This is a genomic window from Burkholderia sp. AU31652, assembly GCF_002223155.1.
Classification (GTDB): Bacteria; Pseudomonadota; Gammaproteobacteria; order Burkholderiales; family Burkholderiaceae; genus Burkholderia.
Genome location: NZ_NKFG01000001.1, coordinates 250413 through 277408, shown reverse-complemented (window position 1 = coordinate 277408; position 26996 = coordinate 250413). Strand labels below are relative to the sequence as shown.

Annotated in this window: 27 protein-coding genes and 1 tRNA gene; 17 read left to right on the top strand and 11 right to left on the bottom strand. The window is 68.8% G+C overall.

Features of this window, described 5'->3' with window-relative positions; all coding sequences use genetic code 11:
• Nucleotides 1–109 precede the first annotated feature (109 nt).
• The 7 genes from CFB40_RS01330 (at nucleotide 110) to CFB40_RS01300 (ending at nucleotide 7617) form a co-directional block, all read left to right on the top strand.
• Nucleotides 110–796 (top strand): orotate phosphoribosyltransferase, encoded by a 687-nt coding sequence (locus CFB40_RS01330; RefSeq protein ID WP_011350651.1) that lies wholly within the window; start codon nucleotides 110–112, stop codon nucleotides 794–796.
• 255 nt (nucleotides 797–1051) lie between these two features.
• Nucleotides 1052–1645: a YbhB/YbcL family Raf kinase inhibitor-like protein gene (locus tag CFB40_RS01325; RefSeq protein WP_089424276.1), complete on the top strand. Its 594-nt coding sequence runs from the start codon at nucleotides 1052–1054 to the stop codon at nucleotides 1643–1645.
• 213 nt (nucleotides 1646–1858) lie between these two features.
• Nucleotides 1859–2431, top strand: coding sequence for a flavodoxin family protein (locus CFB40_RS01320; protein WP_069246909.1), 573 nt, complete (start codon nucleotides 1859–1861; stop codon nucleotides 2429–2431).
• A 142-nt stretch (nucleotides 2432–2573) separates the two neighbouring features.
• On the top strand, nucleotides 2574–3524 hold the full coding sequence (gene argC / locus CFB40_RS01315; RefSeq protein ID WP_089430475.1) for an N-acetyl-gamma-glutamyl-phosphate reductase: 951 nt from the start codon (nucleotides 2574–2576) through the stop codon (nucleotides 3522–3524).
• A gap of 435 nt (nucleotides 3525–3959) precedes the next feature.
• The gene (locus CFB40_RS01310; RefSeq protein WP_089424274.1) at nucleotides 3960–5366 is read left to right on the top strand and encodes a DUF2957 domain-containing protein; all 1407 of its coding nucleotides are present in this window, start codon (nucleotides 3960–3962) and stop codon (nucleotides 5364–5366) included.
• Nucleotides 5367–5514: 148 nt separating this feature from the next.
• On the top strand, nucleotides 5515–6765 hold the full coding sequence (locus CFB40_RS01305) for a DUF2957 domain-containing protein (RefSeq protein ID WP_089430474.1): 1251 nt from the start codon (nucleotides 5515–5517) through the stop codon (nucleotides 6763–6765).
• 18 nt (nucleotides 6766–6783) lie between these two features.
• Nucleotides 6784–7617, top strand: a complete 834-nt coding sequence (locus CFB40_RS01300) for an OmpW/AlkL family protein (protein WP_089424272.1) — start codon at nucleotides 6784–6786, stop codon at nucleotides 7615–7617.
• Between the two features lie 184 nt (nucleotides 7618–7801).
• Here CFB40_RS01300 and CFB40_RS01295 read toward each other — a convergent pair whose 3' ends face one another.
• Complete coding sequence (locus CFB40_RS01295; protein WP_089430473.1) at nucleotides 7802–8731, bottom strand: LysR family transcriptional regulator; 930 nt, start codon at nucleotides 8729–8731, stop codon at nucleotides 7802–7804.
• A gap of 97 nt (nucleotides 8732–8828) precedes the next feature.
• On the opposite strand from CFB40_RS01295, the gene CFB40_RS01290 reads away from it, so the two are divergent.
• On the top strand, nucleotides 8829–10124 hold the full coding sequence (locus tag CFB40_RS01290; protein WP_089430472.1) for an MFS transporter: 1296 nt from the start codon (nucleotides 8829–8831) through the stop codon (nucleotides 10122–10124).
• A gap of 87 nt (nucleotides 10125–10211) precedes the next feature.
• Here CFB40_RS01290 and CFB40_RS01285 read toward each other — a convergent pair whose 3' ends face one another.
• Together CFB40_RS01285 and CFB40_RS01280 are read right to left on the bottom strand one after the other, a co-directional pair.
• Nucleotides 10212–10853, bottom strand: a complete 642-nt coding sequence (locus CFB40_RS01285) for a LysE family translocator (RefSeq protein WP_089424269.1) — start codon at nucleotides 10851–10853, stop codon at nucleotides 10212–10214.
• Nucleotides 10854–10929: 76 nt separating this feature from the next.
• Complete coding sequence (locus CFB40_RS01280) at nucleotides 10930–11886, bottom strand: NAD(P)-dependent oxidoreductase (protein ID WP_226124041.1); 957 nt, start codon at nucleotides 11884–11886, stop codon at nucleotides 10930–10932.
• Between the two features lie 9 nt (nucleotides 11887–11895).
• Between CFB40_RS01280 and CFB40_RS01275 the strand changes: the two genes are divergently transcribed.
• Nucleotides 11896–12657: a Mut7-C RNAse domain-containing protein gene (locus CFB40_RS01275; protein ID WP_089424268.1), complete on the top strand. Its 762-nt coding sequence runs from the start codon at nucleotides 11896–11898 to the stop codon at nucleotides 12655–12657.
• 82 nt (nucleotides 12658–12739) lie between these two features.
• Here CFB40_RS01275 and CFB40_RS01270 read toward each other — a convergent pair whose 3' ends face one another.
• On the bottom strand, nucleotides 12740–12973 hold the full coding sequence (locus CFB40_RS01270; RefSeq protein ID WP_089424267.1) for a hypothetical protein: 234 nt from the start codon (nucleotides 12971–12973) through the stop codon (nucleotides 12740–12742).
• 360 nt (nucleotides 12974–13333) lie between these two features.
• Between CFB40_RS01270 and CFB40_RS01265 the strand changes: the two genes are divergently transcribed.
• The 4 genes from CFB40_RS01265 to CFB40_RS01250 are packed head-to-tail and all read left to right on the top strand — an operon-like array spanning nucleotide 13334 to nucleotide 17596.
• Complete coding sequence (locus tag CFB40_RS01265) at nucleotides 13334–14539, top strand: efflux RND transporter periplasmic adaptor subunit (protein WP_089430471.1); 1206 nt, start codon at nucleotides 13334–13336, stop codon at nucleotides 14537–14539.
• Nucleotides 14540–14546: 7 nt separating this feature from the next.
• The gene (locus tag CFB40_RS01260) at nucleotides 14547–15245 is read left to right on the top strand and encodes an ABC transporter ATP-binding protein (RefSeq protein WP_089430470.1); all 699 of its coding nucleotides are present in this window, start codon (nucleotides 14547–14549) and stop codon (nucleotides 15243–15245) included.
• 21 nt (nucleotides 15246–15266) lie between these two features.
• Nucleotides 15267–16421: an ABC transporter permease gene (locus tag CFB40_RS01255; RefSeq protein ID WP_089424264.1), complete on the top strand. Its 1155-nt coding sequence runs from the start codon at nucleotides 15267–15269 to the stop codon at nucleotides 16419–16421.
• An 8-nt stretch (nucleotides 16422–16429) separates the two neighbouring features.
• On the top strand, nucleotides 16430–17596 hold the full coding sequence (locus CFB40_RS01250) for an ABC transporter permease (RefSeq protein WP_089424263.1): 1167 nt from the start codon (nucleotides 16430–16432) through the stop codon (nucleotides 17594–17596).
• A gap of 19 nt (nucleotides 17597–17615) precedes the next feature.
• Here the strand turns inward: CFB40_RS01250 and CFB40_RS01245 are convergent, their stop codons facing one another.
• The 3 genes from CFB40_RS01245 to CFB40_RS01235 all read right to left on the bottom strand — a co-directional run bounded on the left by CFB40_RS01245 (nucleotide 17616) and on the right by CFB40_RS01235 (nucleotide 20450).
• Nucleotides 17616–18947, bottom strand: a complete 1332-nt coding sequence (locus tag CFB40_RS01245; RefSeq protein ID WP_089430469.1) for a carotenoid oxygenase family protein — start codon at nucleotides 18945–18947, stop codon at nucleotides 17616–17618.
• Nucleotides 18944–19591, bottom strand: a complete 648-nt coding sequence (locus CFB40_RS01240) for a DUF2239 family protein (protein WP_089430468.1) — start codon at nucleotides 19589–19591, stop codon at nucleotides 18944–18946. The genes CFB40_RS01245 and CFB40_RS01240 overlap by 4 nt, the downstream gene beginning before the upstream one ends.
• A gap of 127 nt (nucleotides 19592–19718) precedes the next feature.
• A complete protein-coding gene (locus CFB40_RS01235) occupies nucleotides 19719–20450 on the bottom strand; it encodes a glutathione S-transferase family protein (RefSeq protein WP_089430467.1) in 732 nt (243 codons plus the stop codon).
• Between the two features lie 40 nt (nucleotides 20451–20490).
• Here CFB40_RS01235 and CFB40_RS01230 point away from each other — a divergent pair, with 40 nt between their 5' ends.
• The 4 genes from CFB40_RS01230 (at nucleotide 20491) to CFB40_RS01215 (ending at nucleotide 24910) form a co-directional block, all read left to right on the top strand.
• Nucleotides 20491–21465: a LysR family transcriptional regulator gene (locus CFB40_RS01230; protein ID WP_089430466.1), complete on the top strand. Its 975-nt coding sequence runs from the start codon at nucleotides 20491–20493 to the stop codon at nucleotides 21463–21465.
• A 206-nt stretch (nucleotides 21466–21671) separates the two neighbouring features.
• A complete protein-coding gene (locus CFB40_RS01225; protein WP_089430465.1) occupies nucleotides 21672–23012 on the top strand; it encodes an MFS transporter in 1341 nt (446 codons plus the stop codon).
• 62 nt (nucleotides 23013–23074) lie between these two features.
• On the top strand, nucleotides 23075–24472 hold the full coding sequence (locus CFB40_RS01220; RefSeq protein ID WP_089430488.1) for an enolase C-terminal domain-like protein: 1398 nt from the start codon (nucleotides 23075–23077) through the stop codon (nucleotides 24470–24472).
• Nucleotides 24473–24598: 126 nt separating this feature from the next.
• On the top strand, nucleotides 24599–24910 hold the full coding sequence (locus CFB40_RS01215) for a hypothetical protein (protein WP_089424259.1): 312 nt from the start codon (nucleotides 24599–24601) through the stop codon (nucleotides 24908–24910).
• Nucleotides 24911–25030: 120 nt separating this feature from the next.
• Here CFB40_RS01215 and CFB40_RS01210 read toward each other — a convergent pair.
• The 4 genes from CFB40_RS01210 to CFB40_RS01195 form a co-directional block, all read right to left on the bottom strand.
• A tRNA-Ala gene (locus CFB40_RS01210) sits at nucleotides 25031–25106 on the bottom strand.
• Between the two features lie 66 nt (nucleotides 25107–25172).
• Entirely contained in the window at nucleotides 25173–25535 is a 363-nt protein-coding gene (locus CFB40_RS01205) for a c-type cytochrome (RefSeq protein WP_089424258.1), read from the bottom strand.
• Nucleotides 25532–26332: a BON domain-containing protein gene (locus CFB40_RS01200; protein WP_089430487.1), complete on the bottom strand. Its 801-nt coding sequence runs from the start codon at nucleotides 26330–26332 to the stop codon at nucleotides 25532–25534. Before CFB40_RS01200 ends, CFB40_RS01205 begins: the two co-directional genes overlap by 4 nt.
• 17 nt (nucleotides 26333–26349) lie before the next feature.
• Nucleotides 26350–26934, bottom strand: coding sequence for an SIS domain-containing protein (locus tag CFB40_RS01195; RefSeq protein ID WP_089430464.1), 585 nt, complete (start codon nucleotides 26932–26934; stop codon nucleotides 26350–26352).
• Nucleotides 26935–26996: the final 62 nt, after the last annotated feature.

Below are 26996 nucleotides of genomic sequence, written 5' to 3'. Positions count from 1 at the left end.
CGCAGCGATGCGATTGGCCCTCCGATCGCGCCCCGGCCCCCTGGGCAGGTTCCCCTTGCTGCGCCACCGGGCCCGCGCCCGCTCTTCGCTCATCACCCAAGGAATGCCCATGACAGGCTACGATCGTCAGTCGATCTCGGATACGACCGCCAAAATCCTGCTCGAAGTACAGGCAGTGCACTTCAACGCAGAAAAACCGTTCATCTTCACGTCCGGCTGGGCAAGCCCCGTCTATATCGACTGCCGCAAGCTGATTTCGTATCCGCGCGTGCGCCGCGCGCTGATGGAAATGGCGGAAACGACGATCACGCGCGACATCGGCTTCGAGCAGATCGACGCGGTGGCGGGCGGCGAGACGGCCGGCATCCCGTTCGCGGCCTGGATCGCCGACCGGATGATGGTGCCGATGCAGTACGTGCGCAAAAAGCCGAAGGGTTTCGGCCGCAACGCGCAGATCGAAGGCCATCTGGAAGAAGGCTCGCGCGTGCTGCTGGTGGAAGACCTGACGACCGACAGCCGCAGCAAGATCAACTTCGTCAACGCGCTGCGCACCGCGGGCGCGACGGTGAACCACTGCTTCGTGCTGTTCCACTACAACATCTTCAAGGAAAGCGTGTCGGTCCTGAAGGACATCGACGTCGACCTGCACGCGCTCGCCACGTGGTGGGACGTGCTGCGCGTCGCGAAGGCCTCGGGCTACTTCGAGACGAAGACGCTCGACGAAGTCGAGAAATTCCTGCACGCACCGGCCGAGTGGTCGGCGGCGCACGGCGGCGCGACGTCCCCGAAGGACTGACGCCGCGCCGGCCCGCTGGCCGGCGTCCTCGCTGAACGAGCCGCCCGCTTCATCGCGGGCGGCTTTTTTTCGTCCGTCGATTTTGCGTCCGCCGATTCGCGCGGGAAACGATCGCGACCACGCGTCGCGGCGTGCATCGCTCATCGAACCCTAATGCTAGACTTGATCCATCGCTGCCATCAGCTGCGCAGGCAACGCACTACGCCAACAACGCCGGACGCATCGGTCCGGATCACGTGACGGGAGAAGCGCCATATGCGTGTGGATCGCCGGATCACTCCGCCTGCGCCATCGGGTCGCCCGTCGCCGTTCCTCGTCGCCCTCCTCTACGCCGCCGTCCTCTCCACCCTGCCCGCGCATGCGGAAGGCCCGTTCACCGTGACGAGCGACGACCTGACGCCGGGCGGGCGCGTCCGCGCCGCGAACGTGTTCGACCGCGGCGACTGCAAGGGCGGCAACCACTCGCCGCAGCTCACCTGGCACAACCCGCCGCCCGGCACGCGCGGCTATGCGGTCACGGTCTTCGATCCCGATGCGCCGGGGCACGGCTGGTGGCACTGGGCCGTGGCGGGCATTCCGGCGACGGTCACGAGCCTGCCGGCCGACGCGAGCGCGTCCGGGTTCCTGCGGCGCATCGGCGCGAGCGAGGCGCGCAACGACTTCGGGATCGACGGCTACGGCGGCCCGTGCCCGCCGCCGGGCAAGCCGCACCGCTACGTGATCACCGTCTATGCGCTCAAGGGCGACGACCTGCGCGTCGCGCAGGGCCGCCCCGCGCCGATGTTCGAGCACGAGATCGGCACGCTGGCGATCGGCACCGCGCAACTCACGGTCAACTACGGGCAGTAACGGGCGGCGGGCGTGACGCGCCGCCGCACTGCGATTGCCGCCGCCGCGAAATGCCGTCCTCCGCACTCATGTGCTTTCCCGTCATTTCGGCTTGCTAGACTCGTCGTCACCGGTCGCGGCGCCATGCCGCGCATCCGTCGCGCCGCCCACCGGCGACGCGTGACGCGGCGAGCCTGCGGTCCGCCGTTCCCGTTCCTTTCCGGAGAACGCTTCATGTCGAATATCGTCATCGTCTATCACAGCGGCTACGGTCACACGCAGAAACTGGCCGAGGCCGTGCACGCGGGCGCGCAGGAAGCCGGCGCTACCGTGCGCCTGCTCGCCGTCGGCGACGTCGACGACGCGGGCTGGGCCGCGCTCGACGCGGCCGACGCGATCGTCTTCGGCGCGCCGACCTACATGGGCGGCCCGTCGGCGCAGTTCAAGCAGTTTGCCGACGCGACGTCGAAAGCGTGGTTCACGCAGAAATGGAAGGACAAGATCGCCGCGGGCTTCACGAACTCCGCGACGATGAACGGCGACAAGTTCTCGACGATTCAATATTTCGTCACGCTGTCGATGCAGCATGGGATGGTGTGGGTCGGCACGAGCCTGATGCCGGCCAACTCGAAGGCGGCCACGCGCAACGACATCAACTACCTGGGCGGCTCGACGGGCCTGCTCGCGCAGTCGCCGGCCGATTCGACGCCCGACGAAGGCCCGCTGCCGGGCGACCTCGAGACCGGCAAGGCATTCGGCCGGCGGGTTGCCGAAGCGACCGCCCGGTGGGTCGCCGGCCGCGGCTGAGCACGCTCCGGCGGGCGACAAAGGGACACAAGACGGCCCGCCGGCCGTCTTTTTTTCGCCCCGCGCGGTGCAGGCCCGCCGGATGACGTCTTAAAATGTCGGATTCAGGGCGCGGGCCCCCGTTTCATTCAGTGAGAGCGAAATGAGCACCAAAGTTTTTGTCGACGGCCAGGAAGGCACGACCGGCCTCAAGATCTTCGAATACCTGTCGGCACGCAGCGACATCGAGATCCTGCGCATCGATGAAGCGAAGCGCAAGGACGTCGAAGAGCGCCGCCGCCTGATCAACGCGTCGGACGTCACGTTCCTGTGCCTGCCGGACGTCGCATCGCGCGAATCGGCGTCGCTCGTCGAGAACCCGAACACGACGCTGATCGACGCGAGCACCGCGTTCCGCACCAGCGCCGACTGGGCGTACGGCCTGCCGGAACTGACCCGCGCGCAGCGCGAGAAGATTCGCACGTCGAAGCGCATCGCCGTGCCGGGCTGCCACGCGTCGGCCTTCGTGCTCGCGATGCGTCCGCTCGTCGATGCAGGCATCGTCGCACCGACGTTCGCCGCGCACAGCTACTCGATCACCGGCTACAGCGGCGGCGGCAAGTCGATGATCGCCGACTACGAAAACGCCACGCCGGGCGGCAAGCTCGCGAGCCCGCGCCCGTATGCGCTCGGCCTCACGCACAAGCACCTGCCGGAAATGGCCGCGCACACGGGCCTCGCGAACCCGCCGATCTTCACGCCGATCGTCGGGCCGTTCCTGAAGGGTCTCGCGGTGACGACCTACTTCACGCCCGAGCAGCTCGCGAAGCGCACGACGCCGCAGGACGTGCAGCGCGTGTTCGCCGAGTACTACGCGGACGAAGCATTCGTGCGCGTCGCGCCGTTCGATGCGGACGCGAACCTCGACGGCGGCTTCTTCGACGTGCAGGCGAACAACGACACGAACCGGGTCGACCTGTTCGTGTTCGGCAACGCGGAGCGCTTCGTCACGGTCGCGCGCCTCGACAACCTCGGCAAGGGCGCATCGGGCGCCGCGATCCAGTGCATGAACCTGAGCATCGGCGCGGCCGAGGACGCAGGTCTCAAACGCTGATTCAGCCTCGCATGCAATGCAAAGCCGGCCACTGGCCGGCTTTTTATTTACCCCTGCCGGGCAATATATAAAAAATTCCGGATCGCGCATTTACAAATATTTACAAGCTTTCCATTGCGCGATTACCAGTGAATTAATCCCACCCCCTCTTTATCCAGTCAATCCCGAATAGGGATAAACCGGATACCGCCGCTTTAAACGCTGCCGTTATACGCAGGAAGGCTCTGCGCCGGCCTGTCCGGCGTCGCACATCCCCCACTCCAGCCGCTTTCGGCAGCCCGTCTCACGTTTTAATTCTTACCGAATGCCGTGTCGGACAAGGATTCAATACGTGACATCCGTTTCAATCGCCTTTTTTAGACGGGTTCATCAATTGACAGCAAAAATCAAGGCGGCGACATTAGCTCGCACAATTAAACGATTGGAGACAGCGGCATGTCGCACACCTTATCGAAGGGGGTGGCAACGGCCTTTGCCATTGCCCCTTTCCTGGTTGCATGTGGTGGGGGGGACGGCGGCGCACCCGCGCCGATCAATGCGCCCCAATGTTCCGGATCCAGCTGCGGCACGCAAGGGCCGCCGCCGTCGCAGCCCATCAACGGTGCGCTGTGCCCGGCCAACGCCGACATCGTGAAGAGCACGTACCTCGGCGGCGCCGGTAGCGGCGAGATCGTCAGCGTCAACATCGACGCGGTGGCGATGACCTACACGCTCAAGTGGCTCGAATCGCCGATTCCGCTCGCGACCGGCACGGTCACGCCGAGCCGCGTCGGCACGACGATCACCGGCGCAGTCATGCACCCGCCGACCGGCGTGCTGCCGACCGCGGAACAGACGCGCTGCGCGTTCATCCTGACGCCCGGCACGGGCAAGGCGCCGAGCGGCGCCACGTACTCGACGGCCGCCGACTTCAACCAGGCGAACCCGCCGATGCTGCTGGTCGGCATGGGTGTCGCGGGCGGCGGCATTCCGGGCGCGACGATCCAGTACGACGGGCTGACGATCATCCCGGGCGTGCTCCAGAACATCGGCCAGGTGCCGAAGCGACACTTCGACTTCTATCCGTTCCTCGGCTTCGCGAACACGACGACGGATATCTCGAAGCTGCCGGGCACGTACAACGCGCTGCTCTACCACCTCGTGCCGTCGAGCAACTACGCGACGAAGGGTTCGAACTCGAGCGAGACGTTCGACGCGAACGGCGCGTGCACGTCGAGCGGCTCAGGCGGCTGCCAGACGACCGGTGACCCGTGGAAGGCGAGCGCGAACGGCGGCTACTTCGACAGCACGAAGGCCCCGCAGATACTGCCCCAGACGCAGCTGCCGACCGGCGCGACCGGCAAGTCGGCGACCGCGCACATGGTGATCGGCCAGCTCAACGGCGCGACGGTGCCGGTGATCGTACGCACGGGCAACGTGAACCTCGGCACGCCGCCGCTGCACCTCGATGCGCAGGTCGACGACGAGTCGGGCATCGCGGTGCTCGGCGCGGCGACGGCCATCACGTCGGGCGCGATCGACGGCGGTTACGCGGGCGCGGATTCGAACTTCAAGTACACGGCCGCGCTGATCCGCGGCAGCAACGCGTCGTTCATCAACCCGAGCACGCAGGCCGAGGAAGACGGCTTCACGCTCGACTACGGCCAGGCGACGCCGGGCCTGCTGAACGCGACGACGATTCCGAAGAGCGGCTCGGCCGCATCGGGCGTGGTAATCGCGACGGGCGGCCTGTATGCGGCGCTGATCCAGGGCACGGTGAACGGCGGCGTCACGCCGACGTCGGCGAATTCGACGACATCGTCGACCCCGTACTTCGGCGTGGGCGCGCAGATCAGCAAGTAGCGACGAGGGCGCGGCGGCGGCCTGCCGCTGCCGCGCGACGCAGGGAAGGCACGAAGGCGCTCGGCACGGCGCAAGCAGGACGAGCACGACCAACAGAAGCGGCCGACAGGGAGCTGGCCGCCGCACAAGACAAATCTGGAGGAGCAACATGAAGCGCAACCTCATTCTGGCGGCGGCCTTTGCCGCCCCCCTTCTTTCCGCCTGCGGCGGCAGCGGCAGCGGCGGCGACAACCCGCCCCCGCTCGTCGAAGACCGGCTCTGCCCCGCCACGCTCGACTACAACACCGTGTTCACGGGCGGCGCGGGCAGCGGCGAGCTCGCGAAAGTCCAGCTCGACACGACCAAGATGACCTGGCAGGTCACCTACGTCGAATCGGCCGTCCCGCAAAAGACCGGCACCGTCACGCCGACCCGCGCCGGCACCGTCGACAGCGGCACGCTCACGCAGGAAACGCTGCTGCCGACCAACAAGCTGAACCAGTGCGCGTTCCGGCTGAACGGCGCGAGCCTCGATGCGTCGCGTCCGGCACGCATCTTCGTCGGCTTCGGCGTCGCGGGCGGCACGATCCCCGGCAAGGAAATCCAGTTCGACGGCGTGCTCGGCCAGGCCGCGGTGCCTGATACGAAGTTCCCGTACTACCCGTTCATCGGCTTCTCGTCGATCGAAACCGACATCACGAAGGTCGCGGGCACGTACAGCCACGTCGGCTTCGGCGAAGTGCCGTCGCAGAAGTTCGCGCCTGCGTCGATCGACGCGAAGGTGACGATCAACGCGGACGGCACGTGGACCAAGTGCGACACGACCGGCCAGTTCGCCGGTGGCGCCTGCGCGCAGCAGGGCACGAACTTCGTGCAGTCGGCCGACGGCAGCGGCGCGTTCCAGTCGAACAACTACGCGAGCCAGCTGAAGCCGACGCTGTCGGCGACGCCGCAGGGCAAGGGCTTCATGATCGTCGGCAAGCTGCGCAACCAGCTCGTGCCGATCCTCGTGCGCACGGGCGTCGCGAACCCGAACCCGACGCCCGACGCCAACGGCGTGCCGGGCCTCACCGCCGACGACGAATCGAGCATCTCGATCCTCGCGCCGCAGACGGCGATCGCGCTCGGCTCGCAGAACGGCGAGTACATCGGCGTCGACAGCCAGTTCGACTACCGCACCACCGCGCTGATCGACAAGCAGGCCACGCTGCTCGATCCGTTCAACGCGTCGCAGGCCTCGCTCGCGACCGCGCTCGATCTCGACTACACGCAGAAGGTGCCGGGCACGGTCACGACGATTCACACGGGCTCGGGCAGCACGTCGCCGACCGGCAAGTTCATCTTCACGGGTGGCGTGTTCGGTTTCCTCGACAACGCGGGATCGACGCCGTATTTCACGATCGGCGCATTCGTCCAGTAAGCGGAGGGAAGAGCCGTGATGAAGAAGACCCTTCTCTGCGCGGCGGCCGGCGCCGCCGCCGTGGCGCCGCTCGCGGCGCACGCGCAGAGCGCCGGCAGCAACGTCGTGACGCTGGGCTGGTTCCACATCATGCCGCAGCAGAGCAGCACGCCGATGACGACCAACGTCGCGCCGACGCCGATCAACACGCCGCTGCGGCTGCCGCCGTCGTTCACGTCGCCGGGCACCGGACTGCACACGAGCGGCGCCGACACCGTCGGCCTGACGGTCAGCCACTTCCTGACCGACCATATCGCGGTGACATCGGTGGCCGGCGTGCCGCCGGTGTTCAAGGTCTCGGGCCAGGGCACGATCAAGCCGCCGGGCCCGGCCGGCGCGCTCGGCACGCAGAACATCGGGCTGGGCTCGGTCAACCCGATCGTGAAGAGCGTGCGGCAGTGGAGCCCGGCGGCGATCCTGCAGTACTACTTCGGGGCCGCGAACGCGAAGTTCCGGCCGTTCCTCGGCCTCGGCGTGTCGTACAACTGGTTCAGCGACCTGCAGCTCAACACGAACTTCATCAAGCAGACGCAGGACAATCTCGGCGCGGTTCTCGCGGCGGGCGCGGGCAAGCCGGGTACGACATCGGTAGAGGCGAAGGCGTCGTCGTCATGGCAGCCGGTGTTCAACGCGGGCCTGCAGTACAACATGACGGAGCATTTCGGGCTGATCGCGTCGGTCACGTACATCCCGCTGAAGACGACGTCGACGGTGACGATCAAGGCGGCCGACGGCACGGTGCTCTCGGAGTCGAAATCGGACCTGAAGGCCGACCCGATCATCAGCTACGTCGGGATGACGTACAAGTTCTGAGCGCAGCGACGGACGACGAATGGACGGCCGCGACAAAATCGCAGGCAAAAAAAAGCCCGCCTAAGAGGCGGGCTGAATCCATATCAGAGGAGACATGGAGGAGACAGGTGCAACTATAGCGAAACAGTTTCCGCAATGCAACATTTCCGTAGAGAAAATAAGGATTTTCCCTCGAATGTCGCCTCTAGACCGCCTTTACCGCATCTGACCCCGCCTTGTTTACCCGGTCGAGCACTTCGCCCAGCGCATCGCGCAGCAGCGCGACGGGCCGCACGAGCCGACCCGGCAGCGCGCCGTGCACGATCCACACGTTGATCCGCGTCTCCAGCCCCACCGTTTCCACCACCCTCAGCGCATCGCGATGCGCGCTGCGCGCCAGCGCGTTCGGCGCCGCGATGCCGATGCCCGCGCCGCGCGCGACGAGCGACAACTGCAGCTCCGAGCCGAACGCCTCGACCGCGACGTCGAACGGCAGCCCGGCCGCGCCGAGCATGCGGCTCAGCGCCGAACGCATCCCGCAGCCGTCCTGGCTCAGCACCCACGGAAAACCCGACAGCGTGTCGATCGACAGCGGACCGTCCGGCAGCGGGTAGTCGCGCGCGGCAACGAGCACCGTCGGCTGCGTGCCGATCAGCGTCGACGTGAACGTGTCGGGCAGCGTCGAACTGGCCGGCACCATCACGGCCGCGACGTCGAGCGTGCCCCGCTCGACGCCTTGCATCAACGCCGGCGACCAGCCGGCCGTCACCCGCAGCGTGAGGCGCGGAAACGCGTCACGCAGCCGGTCGATCGGCTGCTCGAGCGCCAGCTCGGACAGGAACGGCGGCACGCCGATGCGCAGCTCGCCCGACGGCTCGCTGTCCGGCGCGCCCGCCGCCATCAGCTCGTCGACCGCGCCGAGCACGTTGCGCGCGAGCGCGTAGACGTCGCGCCCGGCGGCGGTCGGCTTCAGCGGCTTGCTTTGCCGCTCCAGCAGCGGCATGCCGAGCAGCGTTTCGAGGTTCTGCACCCGCCGTGTCAGGCCCGGCTGCGTCAGGTGGAGCTTCGCGGCCGCGGCGACCATCGACCCGCTGTCGACCACCGCGACGAATGCCTGGAGATCACGCGTATTCAAAACAAACTCGCATAATCATGTTAGAGATATTTCAATTGTCGCATAAACATCGGGCGCCTACGATGGGGACTTCTTCGACCCACTCGCCAGGCTTCCGATGAACTGCCCTGCCAACCCTTGCCCCGCCACCGCGCGCCCGCCCGTCAGCGCGCCGGCCGGCACGCCGCCCGCGCTGAGCGCCGGCATGACGCTGTTCTTCGCCGCGACGGTCGGCGTGATCGTGATGGACCTGTTCGCCGCGCAGCCGCTGACGGGCCCGATCAGCGCCGACCTGCACCTGCCGCCCGGCCTGGCCGGCCTCGTCGCGATGCTGCCGCAGCTCGGCTACGCGGCCGGGCTCGTGCTGCTCGTCCCGCTCGTCGACCTGCTCGAGAACCGCCGCCTGATCGTCACGACGCTGGCCGCGTGCGCGGCCGCGCTCGCGCTGCCGGCGTTCACGCGGTCGGGCACCGTATTCCTGCTGGCGACGCTCGTGGCCGGCGCCGCGTCGAGCGTGATCCAGATGCTCGTGCCGATGGCCGCGTCGATGGCGCCCGAGGCGCAGCGCGGTCGCGCGGTCGGCAACGTGATGAGCGGGCTGATGCTCGGCATCCTGCTGTCGCGGCCGCTCGCGAGCCTGATCGCGGGCTCGGCCGGCTGGCGCGGGTTCTATGTGCTGGCCGCGCTCGCGAATGCCGCGATCGCCGTGGTGCTCGCGCTGCGCCTGCCGTCGCGCACACCGTCGATCTCGGCCGGCTACCGCACGCTGCTTGCGTCGATGGGCCGCCTGCTGGCCGACGAGCCGGTGCTGCGCCGGCATGCGCTGTCGGCCGCGCTCGCGATGGCCGCGTTCAGCGCATTCTGGACCGCCGTCGGGCTGCGGCTCGCGCAGCCGCCGTTCGGCCTCGACCTGCACGGCATTGCGCTGTTCGCGTTCGCCGGCGCGAGCGGCGCGATCGTCACGCCGCTCGCGGGCCGTGCCGGCGACCATGGGCATGGCCCGGCCGCGCAGCGGATCGCGCACGTCACGATGCTCGTGGCGCTCGTCTTGCTCGGCATCGCGGGCGCCGGCTGGTTCGGCTTCGACGCACACCTGCATCGCGGCCTCGCGCTCGCGCTGCTGGCCGGCGGTGCGGCGCTGCTCGACGCGGGCGTCATCGTCGACCAGACGATCGGCCGCCGCGCGATCAACCTGCTGAACCCGGCCGCGCGCGGCCGCCTGAACGGACTGTTCGTCGGGCTGTTCTTCATCGGCGGCGCGCTCGGCGCGGCGCTCGCAGGCAGCGCGTGGGCCTCGGGCGGGTGGAGCACGGTGTGCGGCGTGGGGTTTGCGTTCGCCGGCGCGGCCGCCGTCTTCGGGCTCACGGCCGGACGCGGCGCCGGCGCGGCGGCATGGACGCGCCCGCGTGCTTAAGCAAGCGAGTGACGGAGGCCCGAAAAGCAGAACGCCCCGCCCTCTTGAGAGGAACGGGGCGTTCGGTACGCCGGTGTCAGTGCGAAATCAGTGACGGACCAGCGCCATCATCGCGCCGAAGCCGACGAACAACCCGCCCGTCAGCCGGTTGAAGATCTTCGCCACGCTCTGGCTCTTCAGCGTCGCGCCGATGCGCGTGCCGAACGACGCGTAGACGAGATACCAGCTCACCTCGATCACCGCGAACGTGACGACGAGAATGCCGAACTGCGGCAGCGTCGGCTCGGCCGCGTTGATGAACTGCGGCAGCAGCGCAGCCGCGAACAGGATCGCCTTCGGGTTGCTGCCCGCGACCAGAAAGCCGTTGCGGAACAGCGTCCCGCGCGATGCCGGCGCGGCCTGGCGCGACACGGTGTCGACGTCGGCGGCCGGCTGCTCGTCGTCGACGCGTGCGCGCCAGGCCTTCACGCCGAGGTAGATCAGGTAGGCCGCGCCCGCGAAGCGCAACGTGTTGAACATCGCCGGCCACGCTTCGAGCACCGCACCGAGGCCCGCCGCCGACACCGACAGCATCAGCACCAGCGCGGTGAGGCAGCCGGCCATCGTCCACGTCGAACGCCGCAACCCGTGCCGCGCGCCGTGCGTCATCACCAGCAGCATGTTCGGGCCCGGAATCGCCGACACGACGAACACCGTCGCCACGAAAAGCCACCACGTATGCAAGTTCATGCCCGCCTCTGCGTCGATGCAAGGAAAAAGGAAACGTCGATTATGCCGGTGCGCCGGACTTCTGTCGCGCGACGGCTCAGCGGCCCGCTCGGCGCAGCGCGACTTCGCCGAGCACCGCGAAATCCTGCTCGCCGCCGCCGTGCGCCAGCGCGTCGAGCAGGTTGTCGCGCACAACGCTCGCCACCGGCAGCGGCACCGACACGGCGTCGCCCGCTTCCAGCGCAAGGCGAACGTCCTTCAGCCCGAGGCGCGCCTTGAAGCGCGCGGGCTCGTAGCGCCGCTCGGCGATCATCGAGCCGTAGCCTTCGTAGACGGGGCCCGGAAACACGCTGCCGGTGATCACGTCGAGGAAGTCGCGCATCGCGACGCCGTGCGCGCCCAGCAAGGCAGACGCTTCGCCGAGCGTCTCGATCGCCGACGCGAGCGTGAAGTTCGCGGCGATCTTCGCGACGTTCGCGTGCTGCGGCAACGACCCGAACCGCCAGGTCTTCTGGCCGATCGCGTCGAACAGCGGCTGCACGCGGTCAATCGCCTCGGCCGGGCCGCCCGCCATGATCGTCAGGCGCGCGGCGGCCGCGACGTCCGGCCGGCCCATCACCGGCGCGGCGACGTAATGGATGCCACGCGACGCATGCGCATGCGCGAGCGATTCGGCCAGCGCGACCGACACCGTCGCCATGTTCACGTGGATCAGGCCGCGCGGCGCCTGGGCGAGCAGTGCGTCGTCGAAGATCGCGCGCGCCGCGGCGTCGTCGGCCAGCATCGAGAACACCGCGTCGCCGCGAAACGCGTCGGCCGGCGTGTCGACGATCTGCGCGCCGACGGCCGCGAGCGGCTCGGCGCGCTCGCGCGACCGGTTCCAGACGCGCACCGTGTGCCCGGCCTTCAGCAGGTTCGTCGCGATTGCCTGCCCCATTTCACCCAGCCCGATAAATCCGAGATCCATTTCCCGCTCCTTCGCTCCGTGAAGCGGGGAGTTAAACACAGATGCGTGGCGCCTGCAGGGCACGCGGCCGGCCAGGCGCGGTGCCATACTGCCCGCATGGCGACCGCGACCTTCCGCTTCCACGACGAACTGAACGCCTTTCTCCCGCGCGCCCAGCGCGACCGCGCGTTCGGGCACGCATGTGCGCGCGACGCGACGGTGAAGCACGCGATCGAGGCGCTCGGCGTCCCGCATACCGAAATCGGCCGGCTGTGCGTGAACGATGCGCCGGCCGCGCTCGACCGGCCGCTCGACGACGGCGACCGGGTCGAGGCTTTTCCGGAACGCGCACAGCCGGCTGCCGTGAACGGGGCCACCGCGCCGCCCGCGCAATGGCGCTTCGTCGCCGACGCGCATCTCGGCGGCCTCGCGCAACTGCTGCGCCTCGCGGGCTTCGACACCTGCTATGACAACCACTACCGCGACGACGAGCTCGCGGCGCTCGCCGCGCGGGAGGGCCGGATCGTGCTGACCCGCGACCGCGAGCTGCTCAAGCGGCGCGCGGTCGCGCGCGGCTGCTACCTGCACGCGCTGCAGCCGGCCGACCAGCTGCGCGAACTGTTCGAACGGCTCGATCTCGCGCCGCACATGCGGCCATTCCGGCTGTGCCTGCGCTGCAATGCGCCGCTGCATCCGCTCGACGCGGCCGCTGCCGCGCCACGCGTGCCGGCCGGCGTCCGGCTGCGGCACCGGCGCTTCGCCGCGTGCGACGTGTGCCGGCGCGTGTTCTGGGAAGGCTCGCACTGGCGGCGCATGCGCACGGTGGTCGACGCGATGCGCGCGCCGCCGCCGCCGCCGGCCGATGAACACGAGGCCTGAAAAAAACAAAACCCCGCATGCGTGAACATGCGGGGTCTCGCGACTGGCGGCCGGCGGTGCCGGCCGCAGCGCAACGCGCTTCTTAGTTCTGCGCGCCTGCGTCGTTCGTGCCGGCTGCCGATGCAGCTTCGGCCTTCGCCTTGCCCTTGGCCGAACCGTGGCGCTTCAGCTGGTGCTTCGGCTTGCTGTGATCCTTCTTGGCCGGTGCCGGAGCGGCTGCCGACGTGTCGGCTGCCGGCGCGGACGCCTGTGCGAATGCCGAAACCGATGCGAGTGCGAATGCTGCGGCGATGATCGAAGCGAGCGTCTTCTTCATTGTTCTTCCTTTAGCGGAGAAAAAATCAAACGTACCGGTCAGTAAAGATGCGAGGCATTCGCATCGGAGCCCCAGGCCGCAAGGCCGGCTTGCGCCGTGCCGTCGCGACAAAACCTGACGCACTGGTTCCATAACGCACCGTGTTCGCGGCAAGTTGACACGTTGCTTGCGCCCCTCGGGTTTCCCCGGGGGAGCACGCGTATCCCCGGGGCGGCGCCCCGTCCGGCGGCCGCCGCGGCGACGCTGCAATCCGGCTCGCGCACCGTCGGGGCGACGCTTATACTGGCGTCCATCCGTCCCTTTCCCCGGAAACCGGATCGCGGCCGGTCGCCAGACCGCCGCCGTCTCGAGGCGCTCAAATTGCCCGATCACAATCTGGACAAACTGAAAATCGACCGGCGTCCGCTCGCACCGGCGCCCCGCCGTCGCCGGTGGCTCCGCTACGCGGTGGCCGCCGCGCTCGTCATCGGCGCGATTGCCGCCGGCCTCGCGCTCACCGGCCGGCCGGCCGTCGAAACCACCGCCGTCACGTCCGCCTACCCGTACCAGAACGACACGCAGCTCAATGCGACCGGCTACGTCGTGCCGCAGCGCAAGGCCGCGGTCGCGTCGAAGGGCCAGGGGCGCGTCGAATGGCTCGGCGTGCTCGAAGGCACGCGCGTGAAGCAGGACGAGATCATCGCGCGGCTCGAAAGCAACGACGTGCGCGCATCGCTCGCGCAGGCGCGCGCGCAGGTGCAGGTGTCCCGCGCGAACCTCGGCGTCGCGCAGGCGGAACTGAAGGATGCGGAGATCGCGTTGCGCCGCACGTCCGCGCTCGCGCCCAAGGGCGCCGTGCCGGCCGCGCAGCTCGACACCGACACGGCCCGTGTGAACAAGGCGCGCGCGACGCTCAACAGCGACCAGGCCGCGATCGCATCGGCCGAGGCCAACGCACAGGCCGCGCAGGTGGCAGTCGACCAGACGGTGATCCGCGCGCCGTTCGACGGCATCGTGCTCGCGAAGCACGCGAACGTCGGCGACAACATCACGCCGTTCTCGTCCGCGTCGGACAGCAAGGGCGCGGTCGTGACGATCGCCGACATGGACACGCTCGAGGTCGAGGCCGACGTCGCCGAATCGAACATCGCGAAGATCCGCGCCGAGCAGCCGTGCGAGGTCCAGCTCGACGCGCTGCCCGACATGCGGTTCGCGGGCCGCGTGTCGCGCATCGTGCCGACCGTCGACCGCTCGAAGGCCACCGTGCTCGTGAAGGTGCGCTTCGTCGACCGCGACGACCGCGTGCTGCCCGACATGAGCGCGAAGATCGCGTTCCTGTCGAAGCCCGTGTCGGCACAGGACCGGCAGCCCGTGACGGCCGTGCAGGCCAGCGCGGTCGTGGAGCGCGACGGGCGGCCGGTCGTGTTCGTCGTGAAGGACGATGTGGTGCGCGCCGTGCCCGTGACGCGCGGCATGCGGATCGGCGAACTCGTCGCGCTCACCGGCGTGAAGCCCGGCGACACGGTCGTGCTCGCGCCGGATGCGAAGCTAAAGGACGGCGCGAAAGTGACCGTCGCGAAGAAGTAGCGCACGCGTGAACGACGCCCAGCCGCCCCTCGTCGAGCTTAGCCACGTCGCGAAGTCGTACCGGCGCGGCAACCAGATCGTGCCCGTGCTGACCGACATCACGCTCGACATCGGCGAAGGCGACTTCGTCGCACTGATGGGGCCGTCCGGCTCCGGCAAGAGCACGCTGCTGAACCTGGTGGCCGGCATCGACCGGCCCGACAGCGGCGAGCTGCGCGTGGGCGGGCTCGACATCTCGCTGCTCGCGGAGGCGCAACTGGCCGAATGGCGCGCGGCGAACGTCGGCTTCATCTTCCAGTTCTACAACCTGATGCCGGTGCTCACCGCGTTCGAGAACGTCGAGCTGCCGCTGATGCTCACGCACCTGTCGCGCCGCGAGCGGCGCGAACGGGTCGAGCTCGTGCTCGACATGGTGAACCTCGGCGACCGGACGAGCCATTACCCGTCCGAGCTGTCGGGCGGCCAGCAGCAGCGTGTCGCGATCGCGCGCGCGCTGATCACCGATCCGGTGCTGATTGTCGCCGACGAGCCGACCGGCGACCTCGACCGCACGTCGGCCACCGACGTGCTCGAGATGCTGCAGCGGATGAACGCCGAGCTCGGCAAGACGATCATCATGGTGACCCACGACGCGCATGCGGCCGGCGCCGCGCGCTCGCTCGTGCATCTGGAAAAAGGGGAGCTGATCGATGGGCACGCCGGCTGACCGGCTGCGGGAGCGCGCGCAATGTACGTGCTGAAGCTGATCGCGCGCAATGCGATGCGGCACCGGCTGCGCACGCTGCTGACCGTGCTCGGGCTCACCATCGCCGTGCTCGCGTTCGGGCTGCTGCACACCGTGGTCGACGCGTGGTACGCGGGCGCGGCCGCTGCCTCCAGCGGGCGGCTCGTCACGCGCAACGCGATCTCGCTCGTGTTTCCGCTGCCTGTCAGCTACGAGAACCGGATCCGCGGCGTCGAAGGCGTGACGGCCGTGGTCCGCTCGAACTGGTTCGGCGGCATCTACCGCGACCCGAAGAACTTCTTCGCGAGCTTCGCCGTATCGGACAACTATCTCGACCTGTACCCGGAATTCATCATCCCGGCGCAGCAGCGCGCCGACTACGATCGCGACCGCCGCGGCTGCCTCGTCGGTCGCCAGCTCGCGACGCAATTCGGCTTCAAGATCGGCGACGTGATCCCGCTGAAGGGCACGATCTACCCGGGCACGTGGGATTTCGTCGTGCGCGGCATCCTGGACGGCCGTGACGACTCGACGATCACGCGGCAGCTGGTGTTCCACTGGGAATACCTGAACGAGACGGTGCGCCAGCGCACGCCGAAGCAGGCCGACCAGGTCGGCGTATTCGTGCTCGGCGTCGCGAACCCCGACGACGGCGCGTCGATCGCGCGCCACGTCGACGCGGTGTTCAAGAACTCGCTCGCCGAGACGCTGACCGAAACCGAGCAGGCGTTCCAGCTCGGCTTCGTCGCGATGTCGAACCAGATCATCGCGGCGATCCGCCTCGTGTCGTATGTGGTGATCCTGATCATCATGGCCGTGATGGCCAACGCGATGGCGATGAGCGCGCGCGAGCGCACAGCCGAATACGCGACGCTGAAGGCGCTCGGCTTCGGCCCCGGCTTCCTCGCGCTGATCGTGTTCGGCGAATCGGTCGTGATCGCGGTGGCCGGCGGCGGGCTCGGGATCCTCGCGACGCCGCCCGCCGCGAGTCTCTTCAAGCAGGCGGCCGGCGGCATCTTCCCGGTGTTCAAGGTGTCCACCGAGACGGTCGTGCTGCAGGCCGCGTGCTCGGTCGCGGTCGGCTTCGCGGCGGCGATCGTGCCGGCGTGGCAGGCGGCGCGCGTGCGCGTCGTCGAAGGCCTCCGGGCAATCGGTTAGGTTGGCCCATGGCGATCCCGCTCAACTACATCGCTCGCAACCTGTGGACCCGACGGCTCACCACCGCGCTGACCGCCGGCGGGATGGCGCTCGTGATCTTCGTGTTCGCGACCGTGCAGATGCTCGACGCGGGGCTCACGCAGACGCTCGTGTCGACCGGCGAACCCGACAACGCGGTGGTGATCCGCAAGGGCGCCGAAACCGAGATCCAGAGCTCGATCGACCACCAGCAGGCCAATGCGCTCGAAATGCATCCGGCCGTCGCGCTCGGCCCCGACGGCCGGCCGCTCGTGTCGAAGGAAGCGGTCGTGCTGATCTCGCTGGTGAAGACCTCGACCGGCAAGCCGTCGAACGTCGTGATCCGCGGCGTGTCGCCGTCCGGCCTCGCGCTGCGCCCGCACGTGAAGCTCGTCGCCGGCCGCATGTTCGCGCCCGGCTCGTCGGAAATCATCGTCGGCAGCGCGATCGCGAAGGGCTTCAGCGGCACGCAGCTCGGTGACAGCCTGCATTTCGCGCAGCGCGACTGGACCATCGTCGGCATCTTCGACGCGGGCGGCAGCGGCTTCGATTCGGAGATCTGGGGCGACGTCGACCAGCTGATGCAGTCGTTCCGGCGCACCAGCTATTCGTCGATGGTGCTGCGCATCCCGAGTGCCGACGGCTTCGCGCGCTTCAAGGCCGACATCGACGTCGACCCGCGCCTCACCGACGAGGCGAAACGCGAACAGACCTTCTACGGCGATCAGTCGAGGGCGCTGTCGACGTTCATCAACATCCTCGGCATCACGCTGTCGACGATCTTCTCGATCGCCGCGATGATCGGCGCGATGATCACGATGTATGCGTCGGTCGCGAACCGCGTCGCCGAGATCGGCACGCTGCGCGCGCTCGGCTTCAAGCGCACGAACGTGCTCGCCGCGTTCCTGCTGGAAGCGCTGCTGCTCGGCTTCGTCGGCGGTGTGGCGGGGCTCGCGTGCGCGTCGCTGATGCAGTTCGCGTCGTTCTCGACGACCAACTTTCAAACCTTCGCCGACCTGTCGTTCCGCTTCGTGCTGACGCCCGCGATCGTCGTGAAGACGCTGCTGTTCTCACTGGTGATGGGGCTCGTCGGCGGGTTCCTGCCGGCGATGCGCGCCGCGCGGCTGAAAATCGTCGACGCGCTGCGCGCGCAGTGACGCGCGCCGCCGCTCACGTTCAACGTTCGCGCGGCACCCACGCGCCGTGGAACCCGGCCGGCACGCGGCGCGGCAGGTGCACGGTGGCGACCGGCCCCGCGTCGATCGCGCGCGCATCGAGAATCACGACGTCACTCGTATCGGTCGCCGCGCGGTAGACCATCACCAGCAGCGAGCCGTCGTCCTCGTTCGCGCCGCCCGGGCGCGGCACGAACACCGGCTCGCTGTTCTGGTCGCCGGGCGGCACCGCGTAGTGCGTCGTCGTGCCGCTCGCGTGGTCGAAGCGCATCACGCCGCGCATTTCCACAGGATTCGGCTGCTCGACCGCATACAGGTAGCGGTAGCGGCGCCCCGTCCGGCTTTCGTTGATGCGCGGCATCTCGATGCCGCCGTCGGCGAGCGGCCCTTCGTCGATCAGCCCGTTCGCCGTATCGATCACGTAGCGCCACAGCTCGCCGACCGGGTTGTCAGCGAAGCGGCCTTTGCCCGCGTCGAGCCGCAGGAACGACGGATAGCGCACCGCATCGAGCACGATGCACGACGCGTCGCAGTCGTACGCGTTCACGACATGCAAGATGAAGCACGGCTCGACGTCGAACCAGCGCACCGCGCCGCCGTGGCGCGGGAGCACGCCGATGCGCGCGGGCCGGTCGTCGTGCCAGCGCAGCGGCATCCGGTGGCCCTGCTTCAGCAGCGAGAAGTCGTAGCCGACGTTCAGGTCGAGCAGCAGGCTGCGGGTTTCGGTGATCGCGAGGTCGTGCATCATCGATGGCGCGTTCAGCGCGATCTCGAGATCGACGCGCTGCACGCCCTGCGCATCGGCGACACCGTAGCGCAGCCACGGTGCGCGCCAGTCCGCGCGGAACGCAATCAGCTCGCCGGTCGCCGGATCGACCTTCGGATGCGCGGTCATCCCGCCGCCGAGGCCCGCGTGCCGCGCCGGCACACCGAGCGAATCGAGCGCGGCCGTGATCGCGAACGGCGCGCCGCCCTCCGCCAGCGCGAGCAATTCGCCGGCATGCTGCAGCACGTTCACGTTCGGGTTGGTGTCGGGCAGCTGCGATGCCGCTTCAGGCGCATGCACGGCGGCCCAGCGCTGCGTGCGCGCCCAGCGGTTCCGGTAGCCGGTCGCGCGGCCGCCTTCGAACGCGATCGCGTGCAGCATCGCGGCTTCCGGCCACCACGACAGCATGTCGTTTCCTTCGAAACGGCCGCCCGGCGGATTCGGGCCGTTGCGCAGCAACGTGCCGGCGAGTTCGTGCGGGATCGTGCCGGTCACGCGCAGCTCGACGAGATCGACCTCGTCGGCAACCGGCGCGATCGCGCCGCGATTCAGATCGAATGCGGTCATGGCGTCCGATGCTCCTGTCGGCAGTCTTCGGTGGACGGCGGCAGTTCGCCGCGTGCCAGCGCGAGCGCATGGTCGCGCACGTCGTCCGGCCAGCCGGCGATCAGCTCGGCGACGCGTGTCAGGTCGTTCGCATACAGCGCGCGCGCGGCCTCCTCGAAACCGGGCAGGTCGCCCGCCATCGCCGACATGAAGTGGTAGGCGCGCGCCTGCGCGTCGCGTCGCCGGTCGGCTTCCGCATGGGTGCGCCGTGCGTCCTCGACAAGCTTGCGCAACGCGACCGACGCGCCGCCGGGCTGCGTGGCCAGCCATTCCCAGTGACGCGGCAGCAGCGTGACCTCGCGCGACACGACGCCGAGCTTCGGCCGGCCGCGGCCGCGCTGTTCGCCCGCGCCGGCCGGCTCGCCTGAGCCGGCCGATGCATCGCCCTGCGGAGGCGCATAGCGCGCGCGGATCTCGTCCGCCGTGCCGCGCAGGTCGAGGTCGATCGAACGGCCGGTCGCGTCGTCGAAGATCAGGATCGTGGCGGACATCGCATCGCCGGCAGCCTGGCGAACCGCGAGCGCGACGGTCGCGAGCGGGCCCGACGCAAGGCGTCGGTGGCCGTCGAACGCCGTGTAGGAAGGAAGCAGTGTGGTGATAGTCATCGTGGTCGCCCGCAGGCCGGAATCGGAATGACGCTATTTTTATCCGGGTATAAATTGGATGTCAATATTATCCGGGTAAAAAAATAGCATCCACGCGTTCCATCCCTTCGGGCGATCACGACGCCGGTCAGATCGTGCGGGCTGGAATCGCGATGTCGCGTGCGCTTGCCAGTGCATCGTCGACCGATACATGCCCTTCGAACGCCGACGATGCCGGCAGCGGCAGGTTTTCCTCGATCGCATGCGCGAATTGCACGCCTGCATCGTCGGCGAGCCGCGCACGCAGTGCGGCGACGCGCGGGAATGCTTCGGGCTCGAACACCGCGTGATAGTCGGCCCAGCGCGCGATCCCGGCGAAGTACGCGTCGGCCAGCGTGCGCCGTGCGCCCAGCAGCCACGGGCCTTCGCCGCGTTCGAGCATCGCCTCGAGCTGCCGGTGCGCCTTCAGCACCTTGCCGCGGCCGTACGCCTGCAACGCCGCTTTCTCGGCGCTTTCGGTGTCGTGTTCGTACACGTACCAGAGCGCACCGAACGCGTTGAAGAACGTCGTGTTCAACCATGCCTGCATCCGGTTCAGCCGGTCGAAATCCGCGCTGCCCTGGCGGAACGCAAGGCCGCTGTCGAGCGCCTGCGCGCCGATATGGCCGAGGATCGCGAGGCTTTCGGTCAGCACGTCGCCGTTCGCGGTCACGAACGCCGGCGTCTCCGCGACGGGGTTCAGCGCGAGGAACGCATCGCTCGTCACGAGGCCCGGCATCGTGATGCGCGACAGCCGGTACGGGCGGCCGGTCCATTCGAGCGCAACGATCGAGCCGAACGAGCAGCCGGCGGGAATGCCGTAGAGAAGAATGGGAGACATCGGGGGATTCCGCAGAAGTTGAACGAACAGTCATGCTCCCATGACGAACGATGGCGCAGTAGCCGCTAAAATTGAAACCCGTCGTTTCTCCATGTGGACGCTGGAAGTGAACCTGAACGATCTCTACCTGTTCGTGCAGGCGGTCGACGCCGGCAGCATGTCGGCCGCCGCGCGCCGGCTCGACCTGCCGAAATCGACGGTCAGCAAACGCGTGGCCGAGCTCGAGCGCACGCTTGGCGCGCGGCTCGTGCATCGCACGTCGCGCAGCTTCCGGCTCACGCCGGTCGGCGCCGAATTCTTCGAACATGCCCGCGCGGCCGTGATCGAGGCCGAAAGCGCGCGCGACGCGGTGCTGCGGCAAGCCGCCGAGCCGGCCGGCGTCGTGCGGATCACGAGCTCGGTGCCGGTCGCGCAGCACATCCTCGCGCCGTGCCTGCCCGCGCTGGCGGTCGCGCACCCGAAGCTGCTGCTGCAGATTCACGCGAGCGACCGCCTCGTCGACATCGCGCAGGAAGGCTTCGACATCGCCGTGCGCAGCCATTTCGCGCCGCTGCCCGATTCCGCGCTCGTGCAACGGCCGCTCGCGGCATCACCGATCGTCGCCGTGGCGTCACCGGCCTATCTCGCGCGTGCCGGCACACCGGACACGCCCGCCGATCTCGCGCAGCATGACGGGCTGCAACCGGCCCAGCAGCCGTGGCGGCTGCAACGCGGCGGGGACACCGTCGACGTGACGCCGCGCCTGCGCCTGCAGGCCGACGAATCGACGCTGCTGCTGCAGGCGGCGACCGCCGGCCTCGGCATCGCATGCCTGCCCGACTGGATCGCCGGCGCGGCGCTCGCGTCCGGTGCCCTCGTGCGCGTGTTGCCCGGCTGGCGCGCCGGCACCGTCACGACGACGCTGCTGATGCCGCACCGGCGCGGCCAGTTGCCCGGCGTGCGCGCCGCCGTCGAGTTTCTCGCGCAGCACGTGGCGCGCCATCACGGCGCCGCCGCGGACGACGCGCGTGTCTGAGCGGTCGCCAGGCCGATCGATTCAAATCGTGAATCGATCAAGTCAGCAATTGGCATGAAGGCGCAAATTTCGCCATGACAGAATGGCCCGGACGCCCTGCCCTGCGGTAGCGGCGTCCGGCCTCCGGCCGGCAGCCCCCATACGAATGGCGCGCATCGACGCGCCTGCCGCACGACGGCACCTTCCGCCCTTCGGAGGAGACAGTCATGAATCCGCTTCAAGCGCTGCCGGCGTCCGCGTCGGCAACGGCCCGGCGCACGCGCGTGCGCTGGCTGGTGCTGGCCGTCCTGTTCGCGGTCACGACGATCAACTACGCGGATCGCGCGGCGATCGCGATCGCCGGCCCGAGCCTCGCCCGCGCGCTGCACCTGAGCCACGTGCAGATGGGCTTCATCTTTTCCGCGTTCGGCTGGTCGTACGTGGTCGCGCAACTGCCGGGCGGCTGGCTGCTCGACCGCTACGGGTCGCGCATCGTCTATGCGTTCAGCATCTTCTTCTGGTCGCTGTTCACGCTGCTGCAAGGCGGGATCGGCTTCTTCGGCGGCACGGCCGCGTTCGCGCTGCTGTTCGGGCTGCGCTTCCTGGTCGGCGCGGCCGAGGCGCCGTCGTTCCCGGCCAACAGCCGGATCGTGTCCGCGTGGTTCCCTGCGCCCGAGCGCGGCACCGCGTCGGCGATCTTCAACGCCGCGCAGTACGCGGCGACCGTCGTGTTCGCGCCGCTGATGGGCTGGCTCGTGCACGCGTTCGGCTGGCAGTCGGTGTTCGCGGTGATGGGCGTGCTCGGCTTCGCGTTCGTCCTGGTGTGGAACCGCACGATGTACGACCCGAAGGACCACCCGACCATCAACCGCGCGGAGCTCGACTACCTCGCCGAAGGCGGCGCGCTCGTCAACATCGACCAGGCGACCGGCGGCCGCGACGGCGGCCCGTCGATGCGCCACGTGAAGGCGCTGCTGAAGAGCCGGATGCTGATCGGCGTGTACGTCGCGCAGTACTGCATCAACGCGCTCACCTATTTCTTCATCACGTGGTTTCCCGTCTATCTCGTGCAGGCGCGCGGGATGTCGATCCTCAACGCGGGGCTCGTCGCGTCGATCCCGGCCGTGTGCGGGTTCCTCGGCGGGATTCTCGGCGGCGTCGTGTCCGACGGGCTGCTCAAGCAGGGCCGCTCGCTGTCGGTCGCGCGCAAGGTGCCGATCGTGGTCGGCATGCTGCTGTCGATGTCGATGATCGTCTGCAACTACACCGATTCGCACGTGCTCGTCGTGCTGTTCATGGCGCTGTCGTTCTTCGGCAAGGGGCTCGGCGCGCTCGGCTGGGCCGTCAACGCCGACACCGCGCCGCGCCAGATCGCGGGCTTGAGCGGCGCGCTGCTCAACACGTGCGGCAACCTCTCCAGCATCACGACGCCGATCGCGATCGGCTACATCGTCGACCGCAGCGGCTCGTTCAACGGCGCGCTCGTCTATGTCGTCGCGCACGCGCTCGTCGCCGTGATCTGCTACCTGTTCGTCGTCGGCGAGATCCGCCGCGTCGAGCTTCAATGAACGGCGCGGGCCGCGCCGGCGCAGCCGGCGGCCCGTGCATCACCGGAACCAGGAGCGAACCGATGTCCGAATCCCGCCGTGCCGGCACCCCGCGCGTCACGCGCATGCAGGTGATTCCCGTCGCCGGCCGCGACAGCATGCTGCTCAACCTGTGCGGCGCGCACGCACCGTACTTCACGCGCAACCTCGTGATCCTCGACGACAGCAGCGGACACACGGGCGTCGGCGAAGTGCCGGGCGGCGAAGGCATCCGCCACGCGCTCGAGCGCATGACGGATCTCGTGGTCGGCCAGTCGATCGGACGCTACCAGGCGACGCTCAACGCGGTGCGCGCGGCACTGTCCGGCGCGGGCGCGGGTGCGGGCCGCACGATCCGGCACGAGGTGACGTCGGCCGGCGAAGCCGCGGTGCTGCGCCAGCCGCACGAGATCAACCTGCGGCTCGACAACGTGATCACCGCGATCGAGGCCGCGCTGCTCGACCTGCTCGGCCAGCATCTCGACGTGCCGGTCGCGGCGCTGCTCGGTGAAGGGCAGCAGCGCGATGCGGTGCCGATGCTCGCGTACCTGTTCTATCTCGGTGATCGCGGCCGCACCGACCTGCCGTATCGCGACGAGGCGCAGGCGTCGGATGCATGGTTCCGGCTGCGCAACGAGGAAGCGCTCACGCCGGCCGCGATCGCGCGGCAGGCCGAGGCCGCGGTCGATCGCTACGGCTTCGCCGATTTCAAGCTGAAGGGCGGCGTGATGGCCGGCGCCGACGAGATGGAAGCGATCGCCGCGATCAAGACGCGCTTCCCCGACGCCCGCACGACGCTCGACCCGAACGGCGCGTGGTCGCTCGACGAGGCCGTCGCGCTGTGCCGCGGACAAGGCCACCTGCTCGCGTATGCGGAAGATCCGTGCGGGCCGGAAGGCGGCTATTCGGGCCGCGAGGTGATGGCCGAATTCCGCCGCGCGACGGGAATCCCGACCGCGACCAACATGATCGCGACCGACTGGCGGCAGATGGATCATGCGGTGCGGCTGCAGGCGGTCGACATCCCGCTCGCCGACCCGCATTTCTGGACGATGCAGGGCTCGGTGCGGCTCGCGCAGCTGTGCCGCGACTGGGGGCTCACGTGGGGTTCGCACTCGAACAACCACTTCGACGTGTCGCTCGCGATGTTCACGCATGCGGCGGCGGCCGCGCCCGGCACGATCACCGCGATCGACACGCACTGGATCTGGCAGGAAGGCGATGCGCGGCTCACGCGCGAGCCGCTGAAGATCGTCGGGGGCCAGGTGGCCGTGCCGGAGCGGCCGGGGCTCGGGATCGAGCTCGACATGGCGCAGGTCGAGGCCGCGCATGCGCTTTATCGGCAAGTCGGCGGCACGGCGCGCGACGACGCGGTCGCGATGCGCTATCTCGTGCCGGGGTGGACGTACGATCCGAAGCGGCCGAGTTTCGGGCGGGGGTGAAGGCGGCGGCGGGCAGCGGCGGGTGGTTGCCAAACATCGGAAACGCCCGCATCCTGCTGGCTGCCTGAACCTGCCCGCGTGGCGACCGGTTCGGCGGCCCGTCCACCCGAATAAGAACCATCCGTCATGACGTCTTCCGATCCGACACCGCGACAGCTGGTCGTCTACATCCTGTATTCGGTGCTGGGCCTGCCCGCGAGCATGACCGCCGCCGGTTACGGCGCGACGCTGATGACGCGGAACGTATCGAACTTCGAAGGCGGCGCCGGCTACGCGGCGCTCTGGTGGATCATCCTGCTGACCTGCGCGTTCTATGCGCTGTCGTTCGTCATCTTCGCGCTGCTGCGGAAGAGAACAGTGATTCTCGCGGTCATGACGGTGGCGTTCGCCGCGTTGGCGGTGCCGACGTTCAGGCTCGCGCACGAACTGCTGACCTGACTGACCGGCCACCGGTCGACCCACTCCGCCACGTCGAGTACGGTGCCTGGCCCGGCCTGCCATCGCGGACCCACACAAACAAAAAGGCCCGATCTTGCGATCGAGCCCTTCGAATTCCGTTGGTGGAGCGGAGGAGGATCGAACTCCCGACCTTCGCATTGCGAACGCGACGCTCTCCCAGCTGAGCTACCGCCCCAACAGTCAACCATCATACACACGCATTTCCGCGCTTGGCAATAGGGGTTGAATCGCCCCTGACACCTTACTTTGACGGCGCGCCAGCCAGCACCCATTCGACCACCGAACGCACGTCGGCGTCGCTCATGCGCGGGTGCGCGGGCATCGGAATGGCGCCCCAGACGCCCGAGCCGCCCTCCTTCACCTTCTTCGACAGCTTGGCCACGGCCTGCGGATCGGCCTTGTAGCGGGCGGCGATATCCTTGAACGACGGGCCGACGAGCTTGCGGTCGATCGCGTGGCAGCCCATGCAGGCGTTGCCGCGCGCGACCTTCAGGCCGTCACCGACATCCGCATGCGCGACGCCCAGCGCGCCAATCGCGAGCGCCGCGGCCGCGACGCCCTGCACCATCCACTGTTTCATCTGCTTCATCTGCCTGTTCTTCATTGCGCCGGGGCCTTCGGGTTGCCCGGGTGCACGTTCGACGAATTCGAGATCGGCGCGGGCGGCTGCAGCGGCGCGGACTGCACCGACGCGTCGGGCACGGCGCCCACCGTCGCGGTATCCGCCGGCGCGGCGGCAGCCTGCGCGCCGGATGCGCCGCTCGCGGGCGACGCGTTCTGCAGCGCCTGCGCGTCCTGCTGCTTCACGTACTGGAACACCTTCACGACCTTCTCGACGCCCGGCACCTGGCTGGCGGCTTCCGCGCCGCGATTGCCCTCGTCGACCGTCACGAGCCCCATCAGGTAAAGGTTGCCGCGTTCGCTGACGACCTTGTAGTAGTTCGACGAGATGCCCTTCGTCGCGATCAGCTCGGACTTCACGCGCCCTTCGAGGTACGAGTCGTTCGCACGCGACGACAGCGACGACGCCGGCTCGACCGACAGCTCGTTGACGATGCCGTTCACGTTGTTGATGCCGCGCACGATTTCCTCGGCGCGCTGCTTCGATGCATCGTTCGGCACTTCGCCCGTCAGCAGCACGCGGCGGTTGAACACCGTCACGTTCACGTGCGACTGATCGGGCAGCCCGTTGTTGATCTGCGTGAGCGACTTGACCTGGATCTCGCGATCTTCCGTCTGCGCACCGAGCGTACGGCGATCGGTCGCGATCAGCGCGCCGCCGCCGGCCGCTGCGCCCACGACCCCGAGCACACAACCTTGCAGCGACACGGCGAGACCCGCCGTCAGCGCAGCGAGCAGCGTGGTTCTGACGAGCGTCTGTTTGACGCGGCTTTGATTCATCGACGGCTCTCCTTCGTTCAATCCTCACCCAGCAGCATCGCGTCGATGCCGTCGCACAGGCAGTGGATGGTCAGCAGATGGACTTCGTGGATGCGCGCCGCGCGAACGGCGGGCACGCTGATCGGAATATCGGTATCGGACAGCGCGGCGGCGACCGCATGGCCGTCGCCGCCCGTCAGCGCGACGACGGTCATCTCGCGCTCGTGCGCTTCGTCGATCGCCGCCAGCACGCGCGGCGATGCGCCGGTCGGATCGAGCACCAGCAGGATGTCGCCGGTCTGGCCGAGCACGCGCACCTGCTGCGCGAACAGCTGATCGGCGGACACCGCGCCCGCGAGGCCGCCCTGCGACGCATCGGTGGCCAGCGCGATCGCGGGCAGGCCCGGGCGCTCGCGCTCGAAGCCGCCGACGAGTGACACGGCGAGGTAATGCGCGGCGGCGGCCGAAGGGCCGTCACCGCACGCGACGATCTTGTTGCCGTTCGCCAGCGCGGCGAACATCGCATCGACCGCGGCTGCGATCGGCAGCGGCAGCGCGTCGGCCGCTTCGGCGTGAAGCGCGGCGCTGTCGCGGAAATGTTGCTGAATACGTTCGACTGACATCGATTCCTGGTGAACTGGGCGCGTGGCACGCATCGCGCGACATCGTGGGTGCGGCGAGTTTA